The organism is Achromobacter mucicolens (genome assembly GCF_029866465.1).
GTDB lineage: Bacteria > Pseudomonadota > Gammaproteobacteria > Burkholderiales > Burkholderiaceae_B > Achromobacter > Achromobacter mucicolens.
This window is the reverse complement of record NZ_CP123364.1, coordinates 552,564-568,617: the sequence shown is the minus strand read 5'-3', so window position 1 is coordinate 568,617 and position 16,054 is coordinate 552,564. Positions and strand designations below refer to the sequence as shown.

The 16,054-nt window shown below is 67.7% G+C and carries 17 protein-coding genes; 4 read left to right on the top strand and 13 right to left on the bottom strand.

Annotation, left to right across the window (positions count from 1 at the left end; all coding sequences use genetic code 11):
• Nucleotides 1-47: 47 nt before the first annotated feature.
• The 6 genes from QEP15_RS02575 to QEP15_RS02550 all read right to left on the bottom strand — a co-directional run bounded on the left by QEP15_RS02575 (nucleotide 48) and on the right by QEP15_RS02550 (nucleotide 4,305).
• A complete protein-coding gene (locus tag QEP15_RS02575) occupies nucleotides 48-788 on the bottom strand; it encodes a lysophospholipid acyltransferase family protein (RefSeq protein WP_056327411.1) in 741 nt (246 codons plus the stop codon).
• Nucleotides 785-2,074 carry a dihydroorotase gene (locus QEP15_RS02570; protein WP_217619070.1) on the bottom strand — a complete coding sequence of 430 codons (1,290 nt, stop codon included), beginning with the start codon at nucleotides 2,072-2,074 and terminating at the stop codon, nucleotides 785-787. Before QEP15_RS02570 ends, QEP15_RS02575 begins: the two co-directional genes overlap by 4 nt.
• Nucleotides 2,071-2,991, bottom strand: a complete 921-nt coding sequence (locus tag QEP15_RS02565; RefSeq protein ID WP_217619069.1) for an aspartate carbamoyltransferase — start codon at nucleotides 2,989-2,991, stop codon at nucleotides 2,071-2,073. The genes QEP15_RS02570 and QEP15_RS02565 overlap by 4 nt, the downstream gene beginning before the upstream one ends.
• Before the next feature lie 21 nt (nucleotides 2,992-3,012).
• Nucleotides 3,013-3,414: a Holliday junction resolvase RuvX gene (gene ruvX, locus QEP15_RS02560; protein ID WP_076518713.1), complete on the bottom strand. Its 402-nt coding sequence runs from the start codon at nucleotides 3,412-3,414 to the stop codon at nucleotides 3,013-3,015.
• Entirely contained in the window at nucleotides 3,407-3,994 is a 588-nt protein-coding gene (locus tag QEP15_RS02555) for a YqgE/AlgH family protein (RefSeq protein WP_056327419.1), read from the bottom strand. The genes ruvX and QEP15_RS02555 overlap by 8 nt, the downstream gene beginning before the upstream one ends.
• Before the next feature lie 146 nt (nucleotides 3,995-4,140).
• Nucleotides 4,141-4,305 (bottom strand): rubredoxin, encoded by a 165-nt coding sequence (locus tag QEP15_RS02550; RefSeq protein ID WP_003814980.1) that lies wholly within the window; start codon nucleotides 4,303-4,305, stop codon nucleotides 4,141-4,143.
• 155 nt (nucleotides 4,306-4,460) lie between these two features.
• Between QEP15_RS02550 and QEP15_RS02545 the strand changes: the two genes are divergently transcribed.
• Genes QEP15_RS02545 through hemL form a run of 3 tightly spaced genes read left to right on the top strand, consistent with a single transcriptional unit; the run spans nucleotide 4,461 to nucleotide 7,215 of the window.
• A complete protein-coding gene (locus QEP15_RS02545) occupies nucleotides 4,461-5,270 on the top strand; it encodes a hydroxymethylpyrimidine/phosphomethylpyrimidine kinase (protein ID WP_174245394.1) in 810 nt (269 codons plus the stop codon).
• On the top strand, nucleotides 5,267-5,932 hold the full coding sequence (gene thiE, locus QEP15_RS02540) for a thiamine phosphate synthase (protein ID WP_217619068.1): 666 nt from the start codon (nucleotides 5,267-5,269) through the stop codon (nucleotides 5,930-5,932). The genes QEP15_RS02545 and thiE overlap by 4 nt, the downstream gene beginning before the upstream one ends.
• Nucleotides 5,933-5,937: 5 nt before the next feature.
• A complete protein-coding gene (gene hemL, locus QEP15_RS02535) occupies nucleotides 5,938-7,215 on the top strand; it encodes a glutamate-1-semialdehyde 2,1-aminomutase (protein ID WP_056327425.1) in 1,278 nt (425 codons plus the stop codon).
• A gap of 33 nt (nucleotides 7,216-7,248) precedes the next feature.
• Here the strand turns inward: hemL and QEP15_RS02530 are convergent, their stop codons facing one another.
• Nucleotides 7,249-7,992 carry a lytic transglycosylase domain-containing protein gene (locus QEP15_RS02530; protein WP_152383315.1) on the bottom strand — a complete coding sequence of 248 codons (744 nt, stop codon included), beginning with the start codon at nucleotides 7,990-7,992 and terminating at the stop codon, nucleotides 7,249-7,251.
• 272 nt (nucleotides 7,993-8,264) lie between these two features.
• Here QEP15_RS02530 and QEP15_RS02525 point away from each other — a divergent pair, with 272 nt between their 5' ends.
• Complete coding sequence (locus QEP15_RS02525; protein WP_217619067.1) at nucleotides 8,265-10,013, top strand: flagellar assembly protein A; 1,749 nt, start codon at nucleotides 8,265-8,267, stop codon at nucleotides 10,011-10,013.
• Here the strand turns inward: QEP15_RS02525 and QEP15_RS02520 are convergent.
• The 6 genes from QEP15_RS02520 to QEP15_RS02495 are packed head-to-tail and all read right to left on the bottom strand — an operon-like array spanning nucleotide 10,010 to nucleotide 15,798.
• Nucleotides 10,010-10,828, bottom strand: coding sequence for an SDR family oxidoreductase (locus tag QEP15_RS02520; RefSeq protein ID WP_152383314.1), 819 nt, complete (start codon nucleotides 10,826-10,828; stop codon nucleotides 10,010-10,012). The genes QEP15_RS02525 and QEP15_RS02520 overlap by 4 nt on opposite strands.
• A gap of 12 nt (nucleotides 10,829-10,840) precedes the next feature.
• Nucleotides 10,841-11,449: a cysteine hydrolase family protein gene (locus QEP15_RS02515; RefSeq protein WP_217619066.1), complete on the bottom strand. Its 609-nt coding sequence runs from the start codon at nucleotides 11,447-11,449 to the stop codon at nucleotides 10,841-10,843.
• On the bottom strand, nucleotides 11,449-11,982 hold the full coding sequence (locus tag QEP15_RS02510) for an aromatic-ring-hydroxylating dioxygenase subunit beta (protein WP_128829871.1): 534 nt from the start codon (nucleotides 11,980-11,982) through the stop codon (nucleotides 11,449-11,451). Before QEP15_RS02510 ends, QEP15_RS02515 begins: the two co-directional genes overlap by 1 nt.
• Nucleotides 11,973-13,322 carry an aromatic ring-hydroxylating dioxygenase subunit alpha gene (locus tag QEP15_RS02505; RefSeq protein WP_217619065.1) on the bottom strand — a complete coding sequence of 450 codons (1,350 nt, stop codon included), beginning with the start codon at nucleotides 13,320-13,322 and terminating at the stop codon, nucleotides 11,973-11,975. Before QEP15_RS02505 ends, QEP15_RS02510 begins: the two co-directional genes overlap by 10 nt.
• 9 nt (nucleotides 13,323-13,331) lie before the next feature.
• Nucleotides 13,332-14,576: a dienelactone hydrolase family protein gene (locus tag QEP15_RS02500; protein ID WP_056327439.1), complete on the bottom strand. Its 1,245-nt coding sequence runs from the start codon at nucleotides 14,574-14,576 to the stop codon at nucleotides 13,332-13,334.
• A 31-nt stretch (nucleotides 14,577-14,607) separates the two neighbouring features.
• On the bottom strand, nucleotides 14,608-15,798 hold the full coding sequence (locus QEP15_RS02495) for an ABC transporter substrate-binding protein (protein WP_152383311.1): 1,191 nt from the start codon (nucleotides 15,796-15,798) through the stop codon (nucleotides 14,608-14,610).
• Nucleotides 15,799-16,054 lie beyond the last annotated feature (256 nt).

Genomic DNA, 16,054 nt, shown 5'->3' with positions numbered 1-16,054 from the left:
CCCTATACCCGCAGCCCGACGCAAACTCCATAAACCCGAAATAACCCTCAAAGCACCCGCAAAATCGCCTCTCTAGCCTGATGCGACAGTTCCAATCGCGTCGGCAGCGACCCATCCGGATGCCGCGCCGCCAGCGGGGGCAGGAAAACCACTTCGACTGCCAATCCTGTAACCCCCAGCACGCGCCAGAGGTTGGCCACCAGCGACTCCTCGCCCACGAAGGCCGCGTAGCCGCTGCGTTTGCCGTGCTGCATGAAGCGCAGCGCCACGGGTTGGATTTCCACCGCGGCTGCTCGAGCCGGTTCGAACAGGCTGGCGTGGAAAGGGAGCAGTTCGAAGCCTTCGCTCGTGGTGCCTTCGGGAAACAGGCCGACCGCGTCGCCCTGTTTGAAGCGGTCCTGCATCGACTCGCCCATCGCGTGGACCGCGTGGCGTTGGCCGCGTTCGATGAAGAGCGTGCCGGCGCCGGCGACCAGCCAGCCGATCACCGGCCAGGAGCGGATCTCGCTCTTGGCCACGAATGACGTCGCTCGCGCCGAGTTCAGTACGAAGATGTCGATCCAGGACACGTGGTTCGCCACCAGCAGCACCGGGCCTTCCAGGCGCGGCTCGCCTTTAAGGATCACCTGCAGGCCACAGGCTGCCATCAGCCAGCGCGACCAGCGGCGGTTCAGCCGCGCGCGGGCGGCGGGGCGCATCAGGGGGAAGACCAGGCCCACGCAAAGCAGGCCGAAAATGATCAGGGGCAGGACAAGGCTCAGCCGTAGGACAAAGCGCAGCAGCTTCAAACTGGAGTCTCCCAGGCCGGTTGGCCACCAACCATGGTGGCTCGTACTCGACCGGGCAGCATCATACCTGCGAAAGGTGTATGGACGCCGCGGCTTTGCAGCGCCGCGGGCATCACCATCCATTCCGCGTCCAGGTCCGCCAGACACAGGTCCGCCGGCGCATCCACGCCCAGATGGCCGCACGGGCCGAGCTGCGGCGCGACGGCGGCGAGTACCGCGGCCGGGCCGGACGTCACGCGCGCCAGGGCGTCGCCGATGGGACGGCGGCTGTCGCGCGCCCATTTCAATGCCAGCGACAAGAGCAGTTCGAGCCCCGTCGCGCCCGGCGTGGACGCCGCGAACGGTTCTGCCTTGCCCCGGGCGTCAACCGGCGTGTGATCCGAGCACAGCGCGTCGATCACGCCGTCAGCCAGCGCCGACTGGATCGCGTCGCGGTCGCGCTGGCCCCGCAGCGGCGGCGTCAGATGGTGATTCGTGTCGAAGAAGCCGATGTCCACGTCGGTCAGCAGCAGGCTGTTCACCGACACGTCTGCCGTGACCGGCAAGCCTTCGCGGCGGGCCTTGCGCAGCAGGTCGATACCGGCGGCGCTCGACAGGCGCGCCAGGTGAATCCGCGCGCCCGTTGCGCGCTGCAATTCGAAGATCGTGTGCAGCGCCACGGTTTCCGCCTGGGCGGGCATCCCTTCCAGGCCCAGACGCTCCGCGTAAGGACCGCTTGCCACCGATGTGCCGCGCGCCAGCCACGGATCCTGCGCTCGCAACCACAACGTCTGGCCCAGTCCGCTTGCGTATCGCATCGCTCCCCACAGCACGCGCGTGTCGGCCATGATGGACTCGCCTTGCGAAAAGGCGATGCAGCCCGCGCGCGCCAGCAGCGCCATTTCCGTCAACGTTTCGCCCGCCAGACCCACGGTCATCGCGCCCAGCGGGTGGACGGTGCACTGCCCAGCCTGCGCGTGACGCATCAGCGCCTCGACCTTCGTGGGCTCATCCAGCGGGCTTTCCGCGTCCGGCGGCAGCACCAGGCGTGTCACGCCACCGGCCAGCGCCGCGCGCAACTCGGCGGGCGCGAATCCGGTGTGGCCCGCCTGCGCGACGCGCGCGGACAGGTCGATCAGGCCCGGCAGCACCGCCAGACCGCTGGCATCGATGCGGCGATCGGCCTGGAATCCGTCCGGCGCCGCGCCGACGGCAATGATGCGGCCCGATGCGATGTAGAGATCGTGCTGACCGTCCACGCCATTTGCGGGGTCGATCAACCGGCCATTGGCGATGTGCAGTCTCATGGCGCCGCTCCGGCCAGCACGCGCAACACCGCCGTGCGCAGCGGTTGTTCAAGCGCCGCGACACCCGCCTCGGTGGGCTCAAGGCCGGCGGCGATGTCGCCGTCAACCTCCACACCAGGCACCAGCCCGCCGGCAGGCAACAGCAGCACGTCCGGCTTGGCGGCCGCCATCGCCGCGGCCGTCAGGCCATGCGTATGGGCGTACTCGCGCGCCGACGGAAGCTGCGCGCCGCTGAGGTCTTCGACATTCAAGGGAAACACGATCACCACGTCGGCGTCGCTCAGGCCTTCGAAAAGGGTCGCGCAGGCGCGCACGCCCAGTTGCGCAAGACCGTCGGGCAGCAGCGTGCGCGGCGCGGCGGCACGTACCTCGGGCACGCCCAGCGTCGTCAGAAGATGGATGATCGAACGCGCCACGCGCGAATGGCGGATGTCGCCGACCAGCGTGACGACAAGGCTCGTGAGATCGGGCTTGGCATCGCCGATGGCCTGCATCAGCGCCAGCGCCGGCACGGGATCGGCATGCCGGCCGTCGCCCGCGTTCAGGACGCGCAGGCCCGGCTCGGCATGGGCTGCAGCGCAATGCGCCGCGCCGCTTTGGGGATGACGCAGAACCAGCACGCCCGGCGCAAGGCCCGCCACGGTTTCGGCCAGCGCCTGCCCGGCTTGCGCGTCCAGCGGCACCGGCAGCATGGACAGGCTGGCCGCGGCCACGGCGTAGGCTTCGCGGTCGGCGGCATCCGTGTCGGGCAGGCAAAGAAACACCGGCATTTCCGGCGCGGCCGATGGCGGCGCATCGCCGGCGGCCGCGTGTCCGCGCGCCATCTCGAGCAGCCGCACGACGTGACGGCGGGGCAACCCTTCCGTGGTCAGCAGATGCGCGAGTTCGCCGCGGCGATCGAGTTGCGGATTGAGCATGGGCAAGACAAGCCGCGGCCGTCAGGCCGCGGGCAAGGCATCAAGGTAGCGTTGCAGGATAACAGCCGCGGCCATTGCGTCGTCCGCGGCATGCGTGCCGAGCAGGCGCTGAGCCTCCATGCTGGAACCGCGTTCGTCGACCAGTTCGACGGCGACGCCGAAGCGGCCGTGCAACTGGTTGGCAAAGCGGCGGCAGCGCGCCGTGGCAGGTTGCTCGCCGCCCTCGGCGTCCAGCGCCAGTCCGACGACAACGCGGTGCGGCTGCCATTCCTGCAAAAGCGCCGCGATGCGGCCAAAGCGCGCGTCGCGGACCTCGCTGAAAATGATTTCAAGCGGACGCGCCTGGCGCGTCAACGTATTGCCGATGGCAATGCCGATCTTCTTTTCGCCGAAATCGAAGGCAAGCAGGGTTTCTTCAGGCATGTCCAGCGTCGCCGGCCAGCATCACGGGATCGATGCCCAGCAGCTTGAGCGCGGCGGGATAGCGTTCCTCGGGCGGCACGTCGAAGATGATGTGCGCGTCCGCGCCCACGCTCAACCAGGCATTCTGGCCCATCTCGCTTTCCAGCTGGCCCGCGCCCCAACCGGCGTAGCCCAGCGTCACAAGCATGCGCGCGGGGCCGTTGCCGTCGGCCACGGCCTGCAGCACGTCGCGCGACGTAGTCAGCGCCATGTCGCCCAGCTTGATGCTGGAACTGTAATCGCCGGCCGGCGCGTGCAGCACGAAGCCGCGATCGGTCTGGACCGGTCCGCCAAAAAAGACGAACGTGTCCTTGACCGGTCCGATCTCGAGCGTCAGGTCGATGCGCTCGAACAGCGTGCCCAGCGTCAGGTCGGTGGGGCGGTTGATGACCAGCCCCAGCGCGCCGCGGTCCGTGTGTTCGCACACGTAGATGACGGAACCCGCCAAGCTGCCCTCGACCATGCCCGGCATGGCGATCAGGAACTGGTTGGCGAAATTGGCCGCCTGCGCCGCAGCGCTTTCGGTATGTTTTTCCGTCATGGCAACCCCTTCATGGGTAGTCTGTGAAAACCGTTCGGAGTGACTGCGCAGACGCAAACATCATGCCTGGCGGCCCTGCGGCGGTTACTAGGGATGGGGTATGCCCCATCTTACGAGCCTTGGCGGAATATGTGGGCGTGACGGCTTCAGATTTCCATCAGTTCGAAGTCTTCTTTGCGGGCGCCGCATTCGGGACAGACCCAGTTGGGCGGCACGTCTTCCCAGCGGGTGCCGGGAGCGATGCCTTCGTCGGGCAGGCCGGCCTCTTCGTCATAGACCCAGCCGCAAATCAAACACATCCAAGTACGCATAGTTCTCTCTTACATCAATTCCCCACCCGGCATCCCCGCGGTGGGGCAAAGGTGAGGGGCTTCCATTAGAATGGGGACAATCTTACCGAAACCCAATAGGGGTTCCCCTGATTCATGCCAAATGAGCCGGGGCGCCCTCAATCAAGCGTTGTCACGTGGCCTCCGTAACTCCCCCTCTCGTTTTGGTCTTCGGCCCGTTCGATCCCTCCGGCTCGGACGGGTTGCCCGCGGACGCCGTCACCTGCGCCCGCCTGGGCTGTCATGGCCTGGCGGCCGTGACCGCGCTGACCGTGCAGGACACCGCCGGCATCGAAGAAATCCACCCCGTTTCGCCCGACCTGCTGGACGACCAGGCGCGTTGCCTGCTCGAAGACATGCCGGTGCAGGCCATCAAGGTGGGCGGACTATACACCGCGGAAACGGCCAGCGTGGCGGCGCAGGTTGCCGCCGACTATAGCCAGGTGCCGCTCGTTCTGCACCTGGGCCAGCGCGCGCAGGTGCCCGCAAGCGCCGCCGACGAGGACGAAGCCGACGACCTCCTGGCCGCGACGCTGGAACTGGTGCTGCCGCAGACGGACCTGCTGGTCATTGAACACCTGCGCCTTGCGCAGTGGCACGCCGACGGCGATATCGATATCGGGGACGCACCCACGCCCATGCACGCCCTGGTGGCGGCCGGCGCGGCGTGGGTCCTGGTGCTGGGCAGCCCCCAGCGTCCCGGTCACTTCGCCAACGTGCTGCTCGGCCCCGGCGGCCAGACGCACACCTGGCCCTGGCAGGCGCCGCCCGACCGCAACGGCGACGCCGGCGGCGTGGCTGCCACCGCCATCACCGCCATGCTGGCGCAGGGCCTGGAAATGCCCGAGGCCGTGCGCCAGGGTCTGGTCCACGCGGACGCGGCCGTGGCCGCCAGCTTCCTGCCGGGCATGGGCCGGCGCATTCCCAACCGGATCCTGCCCCAATGAAATCCTTGCGCTTCCCCACCGGCCTGTATGGCGTGACGCCTGAATGGGACGACACCGACCGCCTGTTGCAGGCCGTGCGCGATGCGGCCGCAGGCGGCATGCGCTCGCTGCAGTTGCGCCGCAAGAACGTGCCGGACGCGGTGCGCGCGGCGCAGGCCCGCGCCCTGGCGCCGCTGTGCCGTGAACTGGGCGTGGTGTTCCTCATCAATGACGACTGGCGGCTTGCGCTGGATGTCGGCGCCGACGGCGCCCACGTGGGCCGCGACGACGAAAGCCTGGTGCACATCCGCCGCGAGGCCGGCCCCGACCTGATCCTGGGTGGCTCCAGCTACGATGACCTGACGCGGGCACGTGAATTGCTCGACGCCGGCGCCGACTACATCGCCTTCGGCGCCATGTTCGCCTCCATGGTCAAACCCGACACGGTGCGCGCGCCGCTGTCCGTCCTGACCGAGGCCCGCCGCCTGGCCGATGAGCGCGATGCGCCCCGTCCCGCGGTGGTGGCCATCGGCGGCATCACCCCCGCCAACGCCCCGCTCGTGGCGCAGGCCGGCGCTGACACCATCGCCGTCATCACGAGCCTGTTCGAGGCGCCCAGCATCCGGGCCGCGGCCGTGGCCTGCTCGGCGCCCTATTCCGCCAACTTCAACCGCAAGTCTTGATACCCATGTCCAGTAACGCTCAGCTTTTCGACCGCGCCTGCCGCAGCATCCCCGGCGGCGTCAATTCGCCGGTGCGCGCCTTCCGCTCCGTGGGCGGCACGCCGCGCTTCATCAAGCGCGCGCAGGGTCCGTACGTGTGGGACGCGGAAGACAAGCAGTACATCGATTACGTGGGCTCCTGGGGCCCGGCCATCCTGGGCCACTCGCACCCGGAAGTGGTGCGCGCTGTACAGGAAGCCGCCGTCAACGGCCTGTCGTTCGGCGCGCCGACCGAAGCGGAAATCGAACTGGCCGAAGTGCTGATCTCGCGCCTGCCGTCGCTGGAACAGGTGCGCCTGGTCAGCTCGGGCACCGAAGCCACCATGACGGCCATCCGTCTGGCACGGGGCGCCACCGGCCGCGCCAAGATCGTCAAGTTCGAAGGCTGCTATCACGGCCATTCGGACAGCCTGCTGGTCAAGGCAGGATCGGGGCTGCTGACCTTCGGCAATCCCAGCTCGGCCGGCGTGCCGCCTGAGTTCGTCTCGCACACGCTGACCCTGGAATACAACAACCTGGATGCCGTGCGCGAAGCCTTCGCGCAGCACGGCGCCGACATCGCCTGCATCATCGTGGAGCCGGTCGCCGGAAACATGAACCTCATCAAGCCGGCGCCCGGCTTCCTGGAAGGTCTGCGCGAAGTCTGCTCGCAGCACGGCGCGCTGTTGATCTTCGACGAAGTCATGACGGGCTTTCGCGTCGGACCGCAAGGAGTGCAGGGCCTGACCGGCGTCAAGCCCGACATCACCACGCTGGCCAAGGTGATCGGCGGCGGCATGCCGGTGGGGGCCTTTGGCGGCAGCGCCGAAGTCATGAAGCACATCGCGCCGCTGGGCGGCGTCTACCAGGCCGGCACGCTGTCGGGCAACCCGGTGGCCGTGGCCGCGGGTCTGGCCACGCTGCGCCTGATCGGCGCCCCGGGCTTCTACGAAAACCTGTCGGCCCAGACCGCCAAGCTGGCGCAGGGCCTGCAAGAACGCGCGCGCAAGGCCGGCCTGCCGTTCTCGGCGGATTCGGTGGGCGGCATGTTCGGCATCTATTTCAGCGACAGCATCCCGGCCTCGTTCGCGCAGGTCTCCGCATGCGACACGGCGGCATTCAACCGCTTCTTCCATGCCATGCTGGACCACGGCGTGCATTTTGCGCCGTCCGCCTTCGAAGCGGGCTTCGTGTCGGCCACCCACGACGACGCCGTGATCCAGGCCACGCTGGATATCGCGGAAAAGGTTTTCGCGGGGCTGTAAACGTCTTCGGAGCGGGCCTGGCGCCCGCTCCCTTCAAGGCGCCTTGTACTGCTCGTACAAGGCCGTCACATTCTTCACATAAGCCTGGGTTTCGGCGTAGGGCGGCACGGCGTCGTACTTGCGCACGGCGCCCTCGCCCGCGTTGTACGCGGCCAGCGCCAGATCCAGACGGCCCGGATACCGGTCGATCAGCCGGCGCAAATGGCGCGATCCGGCCTGCACGTTGGTCGCTGGATCCACCAGCGCGCGTTCCACGTCGTCCACCGACAGCAACGGCGCGGCCGTCGCCGGCATCAACTGCATCAGTCCCAGCGCGCCCTTGGGCGAGCGGGCATCGCTGCGAAACCCCGATTCGATGGCAATGACCGCAGTCAGCAACGCCTGGTCGACGCCGGAATCCAGCGCGGCGCGGGCGATCAGGTTGTCGTGCTTGGTCGTGGGCTTGACCGTGCTCCAGCGCAAGGGCGGTTCGGCCGCGGCCCGGGTCACCCGGCGCGCGCCGTCGCCCGCCTCGGGCTCACAGGTCAGGCACAGGGCTTCGACGCTGGCGCGTCCCGCCGTCCGTGCCTGCGCCCGCTTGTAGTATTTACCGGTGCCGGTGGGCACTTTCATCGTGCGCCATACCCCGAACGGGTCCTTGTAGCGGTAGGTATCGGCGGCCTGGACCGGCGCTGCGGCCGCCAGCGCCAGAGCACCCGTCGCCAGCGCCGCCATCCCGCCGGCGCGCGCCAGGATGGCGCGCGTGGCCGAAAGAATGGAAGTGGGCGGTTGGGACATGGGACGGGGCTCCGGCGGCGTCCTGAGACGCGTTGGCGAGCCCTAATGCTGCTTGCACCATCCCGGTCCTGTCTTTCCTGCCGATGATCTACATCGCGGCAAGCCGCTGGTTTCCCAGGGAAAATCGGGGACATGACTAGGCCATGCGGACGATAAATTTTGCGTGTTTCAGGCCGGTAAAGATCGTCCTTGCAATGAATATGACGTAATATTTCGTTCAATTACCAAATGATTGAACCGGCCGTTCGTGCCGGAACCGGAGAGAGGGTGAAATGGGCGCAGAAAACATGCTCCAGCTGGTGCTGGATGCCGACACCAACGTCCTGACGGCGGTCTACACGCCGCCACCCCGTCCGGAACCCTCCGAGGCCGCGCCCGCGCCTGCCGCGGCGCCCACCTCTCAAGAGGGCGGCGAACAGCCGGACGACCAGGACACCAGCGTCGCCCTCGCCGATGACGCCGACGCCCCGCTCATCAACCCGGACCTGCCGACCTGGGACGCCCTGGTCGCCGCCGCTGCCGCGCAGGGTTGGGGCGCCGAGGCGCTCGACAACCACGCCATCCTCGCCTTCATCGACCTGTGCCGCACGGCCGCCGAACCCGTGCAGAGCCCCGTCGGCCAAGTGGTTGACGGCAGCTTCGACATCGAACTGAACGCGACCCGCATGGCGGCAACCCTGACGCTGCACCCGCCCAAGGGCGGCAAGCCCGTCACGCTGGAAGCGGTCCGCCAGGCGCTCGCCGACCAGGGCATCGTGCACGGCGTGCTGGACAGCGCGCTGGCCGAGGCCGTGGCGCTTGGGCGTGCCGAGACCATCCTGGCCGCGCAAGGCACGCCGCCTACGCGCGGCACACCCACCCGCTTCGAGAGCCTGCTCGACCGCCTGAAGCCGCGCGCCGAAGACATCGACGAACTGGCCCAGGTGGATTACCGGGACCTGGGCAGCCTCTTGCTCGTGTCGCCGGGCACGCCGCTCATGCGCCGCATTCCGCCGCTGCCCGGCGTGGACGGCACCAACGTGCTCGGCGAGCCGGTGATGCCCGAAGAGCTGCCCGACACGCCGTTCTCCAAGGAGTTGTCCGGCGTCGAAGTCGATCCCGAGAATCCTCTGCTGCTGCGCGCGGCCATCGCCGGCACGCCGACAATCATCACCCATGGCGTGCAGGTCAATCCGATGGTGGAGGTGGACGCCGTCAACCTGTCCACCGGCAACATCAACTTCGAAGGCTCCCTGCAAGTGCGCGGCGACATTGCCGCCACGATGGAAGTGCGCGTCACCGGCGACGTGGTCGTCAACGGCACCATCGAGGCCGCGCTGGTCGAGGCCGGCGGCAGCGTCACCGTCAAGGGCGGCATCATCGGCATGGCCGAAACCGTGCACGACGCCACGGCCGCGGCGCGCACCGCGCACATCGTCTGCGGCGGCACACTGCGCGCCAAATTCATCGAGAACGCCGTCATCAGCGCGGGCCAGGACATCGACGTCGAGCGCGAGATCCGTCAATGCAGCATTGCCGCCGGCGGCAGCGTGAATGTCGGGCCGCCCAACACGCAGCAAAGCGCCATCACGGGCGGCGAAACCCGCGCCCTGCTGGCGGTGCGCGCCGGCACCATCGGCTCGCCGGCAGGCATTCCGACGCTGGTGCAGGCAGGCCTGGATCCGCACGCGGACATCAAGCGTTCGGCGCTGACCCGCAAGCGCCTGAAGATGAACGAGGAAAAGGCCAAGCTGGAGCAGCTGCTGATGTTCCTGCAGGCCAATCCGCAACGGGCCACGGGCGACGTGGTCGAGCGCGCGCGCAACACGCACACCAAGCTCATCGGCGATCTGGCCGGCCTGGAAACCGAAGAGGCCCAGCTGGCGCGCGACCTGCTGCCCCAACAGAACGCCACCATCGCCGCCACGCGCCGCTTCTGTAGCGGCACGAAGATCCAGCTGGGCAACAAGATGCAGGAGTTCCTGGAAGACCAGGTGGGCGGCAAGGCCGGGCTGGAAGAAGGCGAGATCGTTATTCGCTAGGCGCCGTCGTCCGGCATCAGTTCCTTGAACCACACGCGCGGCGAGATGCCGCGGTCCGGGCCCAGGACCGAGAAGCCGCCGTCCACCGGAATGTCGACGCCGGTCATCCACGATGCCGCGTCCGAACACGCAAAACACACCGCCGCGGCGATCTCTTCGCCGGAGCCCACGCGGCCCAGCGGGTGAAAATGCGCGCCCACGGCATCGGCCGCCTGGCGGGATCCGCCTGACAACTGTTCCACCGACGGGGACCACGTCCAGGCCGGCGACACCGCCAGCACGCGCACGCCCGACGGCGCCAGTTCCACCGCGAAATTCTTGGTGATCTGCAGCAGCGCGGCTTTGGAGGCCGGGTACAGCGCCCGCCCGGCCGCACCGAATTTTCCGCCCGTGCTGCCCAGGTTCACCACCACGCCGCCGCGCGGCAGATGCGCCGCCGCCATCTGCGTGAAGATGGCCGCCGACACCAGATTCGTATCCAGCGTGCGATGCCACTCCTCGCGGGTCGACGCCAGCCCGCGGTCCGCATACTGGCAGGCATTGTTGACCAGGAAATCGAGCCGGCCAAAGCGCGCCAGCGCGGCATCGATGCAAGCCTGGATCTGCGCATCCTGGCCGATATCGGTTTCGCAGAACAGCGCGCGTTCGCCCAGCGCCCGCGCCAGCGCCTCGCCGGCCTCGGCATTGCGGCCGACCAGCACGACGTTGGCGCCCGCCGCGGCAAAGCCGCGCGCGATGTCCGCGCCCAGCCCCTGGGTGCTGCCGGTGACGATGGCGGTCTTGCCCGCCAGGCCCGGGAAACCTGAAAAGTCCATGTGTGTTCCTTGTCAGTTGGGCGCGGCGGCCCAGCGCACCGCGTCGGCCACCGGCGCCGTCTGCGCGATCAGCCGCATGCTGGCCAGCGACGCCGCGTGCACCGCCGGGTCGGCTGACGCGCAAGCATCTTCGGCCACCATGACCGAAAAGCCGATATCGGCGGCATGACGCACCGTGCCTTCCACCACCGAATGCGTCGCCACGCCGGCCACCACCAGCCGGCGCGTGCCCAGCAGCCGCAGGGTTTCCTCCAGCGGCGTGCCATAGAACGCGCTGATGCGCGTGTGCTTGACCACGAACTCGCGCGTGCTGCCCGCCAGCGGCTGCAGCCCGTCATAGAACGCGCTGCCCCACTGCCCTTCCGGCACCGCCCCGATCCTGGCCACGTTGCGGAAGATATCGCAGTTGGGCAGCAGGTCCGCGTAGTCCGGCCGGAACGCGATGCGCACGTGCACGATGGGCAGCGCATGCGAGCGCGCGCCTTCCAGCAAGGCGGCGGCGTTGTCCAGCAGGCGCTGGCGCGCCCCGCTGTCGGCATCCAGCCCGACGCGGATCTTGCCATCCGGATGCAGCACATCGTTCTGATAGTGCAGCGCCAGCACCGCCACGTCCGCGCTCATCACACGAACACCTCGAACGCATCATGCGCATCGTCGCAATTGACGAGGTCCACGCGCTTCATGCGGATGCGCCAGCCATCGCCCTCGGCGGCCAGCTTGTGGGTGTAGCGGCCTGCCAGCTGCCGCGGCTGGCGCTTGCGCCATTCGGTCATCTGAAAAACGGAATGCACGACCAGGTTGCCGCCGGCATCCACCCCCTCGACCTGCACGCCGCCCACCAGCCGCACAGTGCGCGTGGGCGGCTGCTGGGACCAGTTGCGCGGATGTTCCAGGCGCCGGATGCGCACATCGCGCAGCATGCGGTCCTCCCAGAACAACGAGATGTAGTCGTACGGGCTTTCCTGGCCCGGCTTGCGCGGCATCCAGTACATGCCGTCTTCGGTCCACAGCGCCTGCCAGTCGTCATAGCGCCGTTCGTCCAGCAGCCGCGCCTCGCGGTACAGGAACTGGGCGATGCGGTGATAGGCATCGGCGGGCACGTCGGCGGGCGCAAGGTTCGCGGTGCCGACATCGAAATCCAGATCTAGCAGCATGCGCCGTCTCCCTTGGCCGCGGCAGCGGCGCCATTGCCTGCGCCAGCCTCCATGTAGGCTTTCCATGCGCGGAACTGGTTGCGCATGGGCAATTCGCTGGTGCCGTTCACGGACACCATGCCGTCGGCGTCGACGCGGTCGGTGCCGTGATAGCGGTGCATGCTGACCCAGTCGCCGCCCCGCGTCGCGTTGCCTTCCTGGCAGCGGTTGTAGAGCTCGATGTCGTCCGGCATGACGTTGGACGACGGCGAATTGATCACGTTGGCATACAGCATCGCGCGCTTGAACACGCCGTCCGGCGCGCCCTTGCAGCGGAACGTCTGGATCTCGATCAGCGTGCGGTCCACGGCCACTGGCCGGATCACGCGGAACTGCTGGAACACCGTGTGAGGCGAGCCGCTGCCGTAGATCACCGTGTTGTGGCGGTTCATGCCCAGGATCTCGCGGGCGCGCTGTTCGCCATAGGCGGCGGTCAGCGACTCGAAGTGCGCGCGCGACACGGGATCGCGCTCGGCCGCGCCCGGATTGAAGATGCCCTCCATGTAGCCGTGGCCGTTGTCGTAGGCGCGCAGCTCCAGCTTTTCCCAGAACTCGTAGGGCTCGCCGTTGCCGTCCATGATGTGCAGTTCCAGCGGCATCTCGCCGATTTCCTTGGCCTCGTCGCGCGCCGCCGCATACGACGACTCATGCGTGACCCGCGCGTGCATCGTGTCGTGCAGGTTCTCGTAGAAGACCTTCCAGTTCGACCGCTGCATCACGCGGAAGACGCCGCCTGCCACTTCCACTTCGCCCACGGGCGAACGGTCGCACAGGTTGTCGATCGACGAGCGCACGCCCCCCAGGAAGTCCACCAGCGCCTGCCCGTCGGCCGCCTGGCTGGCGAACACGAAGCCGCGGTAGCTCTCCACCCGCGGCAGGCGGCGCATCGAGAACGACGGATCCGCCGGGTCGTACGAGGTGCCTTCCAGGCCCTGCTTGAGCGGCACGCCCAGATGGCTGCCGTCCAGCTTAAACGTCCAGGCGTGATACGGACAGCGGAAGAACTTGCCGGCACAGCCTTCGCCGTCGGCCACCACCTTCGCGCCCTTGTGCGGGCAGCGGTTGTACAGCACATGCACGCGGCCGTCGGCGGCGCGCACCATCAGCACGTCCTGATCGCCCAGCCGCGTGGTGTGATAGTCGCCCGTCTTGGGCACCTGGCTTTCGTGGCCCACGTAGATCCAGGCACGGCCGTAGATGCGCTGCATCTCCAGATCGAAGATGGCCGGATCCGTGTACAGGTCCCGATGCACGCTGTCGCCGCGCACCAGGGCCGCAAGTTGTTCGTCGGTATAAGGCATGTCGTCTCCCTACTTGTTCTCGCTGTCCTTCCAGCGCGCCATCAGCGTGTTGGAAGGCAGCGTCTCGTCCAGCAGCTTGGCCGCCGTCTCGCGCCCGGCCGTCGGCAGGCCCTTGGGGTCCAGAAGGCCCACCTGAACCAGCACGCTGGCCTGATCCCAATAGATGTGCTCGTGATAGAGCTTGTCGCCGCGGAACTTCACGATGGCCACCAGCGGGATCTCCACGTACTTGCCCGTGGGTGCGACGCCCGGCAGCATCCAGTCGATCTCGGTCGTGTGGGTAAAGCAGAACAGCAGTTCATCCACGATCTGCGTGGCGCCCACCGTGCGCGACAGCGGCACCAGCCGCGTGTCCGGCGGGTTGCTGTTCACGAAATGATGCTGGTAGAAGCGCGACAGCTCCTTGTGGCCCACGCCGCCTGTCATCGTCGGAATGTGGTTCACGTAGGGTTCGGCCACCATCGTCGCCATCGTTGCGGCCACGTCGCGCGTGCCGAATTCATATTCGCAATGCTTGTCCCACAGATACGAATAATCAAATTCCGGCCCGATCGTGCGCTGCAGCGCCGCCATGCTGCGCTGGTGCGCCATCAACGCCGACGGCTTGTCGTAGTGATCGCCGCCCGTGCGCGCAAACGCGTGGTCCACGCCCGGGTACACGTACAGCTCCACGCCCGGCTTGCCGCCCAGTGCTTCCAGGATGCGCGCGCGCGCCTCGGGCGGACAGAAGCCGTCCTGCTCCGCAATGTGCAGCACCAGACGGCCACGCAGATTGGCGGCCTCTTCCAGGCTGTCCTCGATGCCCACGCCGTAGTACCCCACCGCCACATCCGCGTCCGTGCGGCAGGCGGCAAGATAGGCCAGCTTGCCGCCCAGGCAATAGCCCAGCACGCCCGCCCCGCCCTCCTGCTCGGGCAAATCGCGCAGCGCCGCGAGCGTCGACGCGATGTCCTTGATGCCCTCATCCACGTCAAAGCCCTTGTACAGCTCGAACGCGCGCGGCATGTCGGCCGGGCCGTCCGTCAACTGGATGCCGGGCTGCTGCCGCCAGAACAGATCCGGCACCAGCACCACATACCCTTCCTCGGCCAGCAGCTGCGCGCTGCGCCGCATGAAATCGTTGACCCCGAAAATCTCCTGGCACAACACCAGGCCCGGCCCGCGGCCCGAAGCCGGCACCGCCAGATAGGCGCCAAAGGACTTGCCATCGTGCGAGGCGATCGTCACCTCGCGCGTCGAAATGCGTTCTGTCATGCGTATCTCCTGTGTTGCGATGCCCGGCGGCCTACTTCATCTGGCACGCGGCGGCAAAGGGATCCTGGTATTGGGTCAGCACCGTGCCCGACAGCTTGTTCGACAGCTTGCCGCTGGCGTCCGCCTCGACCACGCGCAGGTAATAGTTCTGCACCGGATACTGGTTGCGGTTGAACTTGAAATCGCCCCGCACCGACTTGAAGTCCGCGCGGCGCAGCGCCGGCCGCAGCGACTCGGCATCCAGCTTGCCGCCCGTCTGGCGCACCGCGCTGTCCAGCAGCATTGCCGCGTCATAGCCCTGCGATGCATACAGCGACGGGCTGCGGTTGTATGTCTTCTTGAAATCCTCGACGAACTTGCGGTTGGCGGGGTTGTCGAGTTCTGCCGCCCATTGCGCCGTGTTGCGCAGGCCCTTGATCGGCGCGCCCACCGCCGCGATCGTGTCCTCGTCACCCGAAAAGCCCGGCGCCAGCAACGCGATGTCCTTGGACAGACCCGCCCCATTGAACTGCTTGATGAAATTCACGCCCATGCCGCCCGGCAAAAAGAAGAACACCGCATCGGGCTTGCTGGCGCGCAGCTGCGTGATCTCCACGCCATAGTCCAGCTGACCGAGCTGCGTATAGATTTCCTCTGCCACGCCGCCCTTGTACAGCCGCTTGAACCCGTTCAGCGACTCGCGTCCGCCCGGATAGTCCGGCGCGATCAGCGCCACGCGCTTGTAGCCCTGGTCGGCCGCGTACTTGCCCATCGCCGCCGGGATGTCCTCGTTCTGCCAGGCCACCGCGAAGAAATTCGGATTACAGCCCGCGCCCGCGTAATTCTCGGGCCCCGTGTTCGTGCTCAGATAGATCGTGTCCGACTGCAGGATCGCCGGCATCACCGGCAGCAGCACATTCGAGAACACGATGCCCGTCATCACGTTCACCCGGTCGCGCTTGAGCAGCCGTTCCACCGCCTGACGCCCCGTATCCGCCTTCTGCTGGTCATCGGCCACCACCACTTCCGCCGTCAGCCCGCCCAGCTTGCCGCCCGTATGCTGCAGCGCCAGATTGAAGCCGTCCCGGATCTCGTTGCCCAACGCCGCGCCCGGCCCCGACAGCGTGGTCAGCAGCCCCACCTTCACCTTGTCCGCTGCCGACGCCGCACCCGCCGCGCCCGCCACCGCCCCCACGCAAACCAGCGCCGCCAGCGCGCGCCGGCTCCATCGATTTCGATTCATGTGCCACCCCGTATTCGCCGCCAGCCGCGCTGGCGGAAAGCTGACAGAACCCGTCTGCCGTCGGTACACGCATGCCGCCGATCCAAGTCGCCCAGCTTACGCGCCGCGGCGTCTGCATTCCAACAGGCGCCAACCACCCTGCACGGCGCCTCCCGGCAAGATTAGGGCCGCGTCCACCCCAGCTCTATCCGAATACCGCCACCCTTATCCGGGATTCACTTAATTCCCAATGCGGCCCGATTACATTACGCTGCCT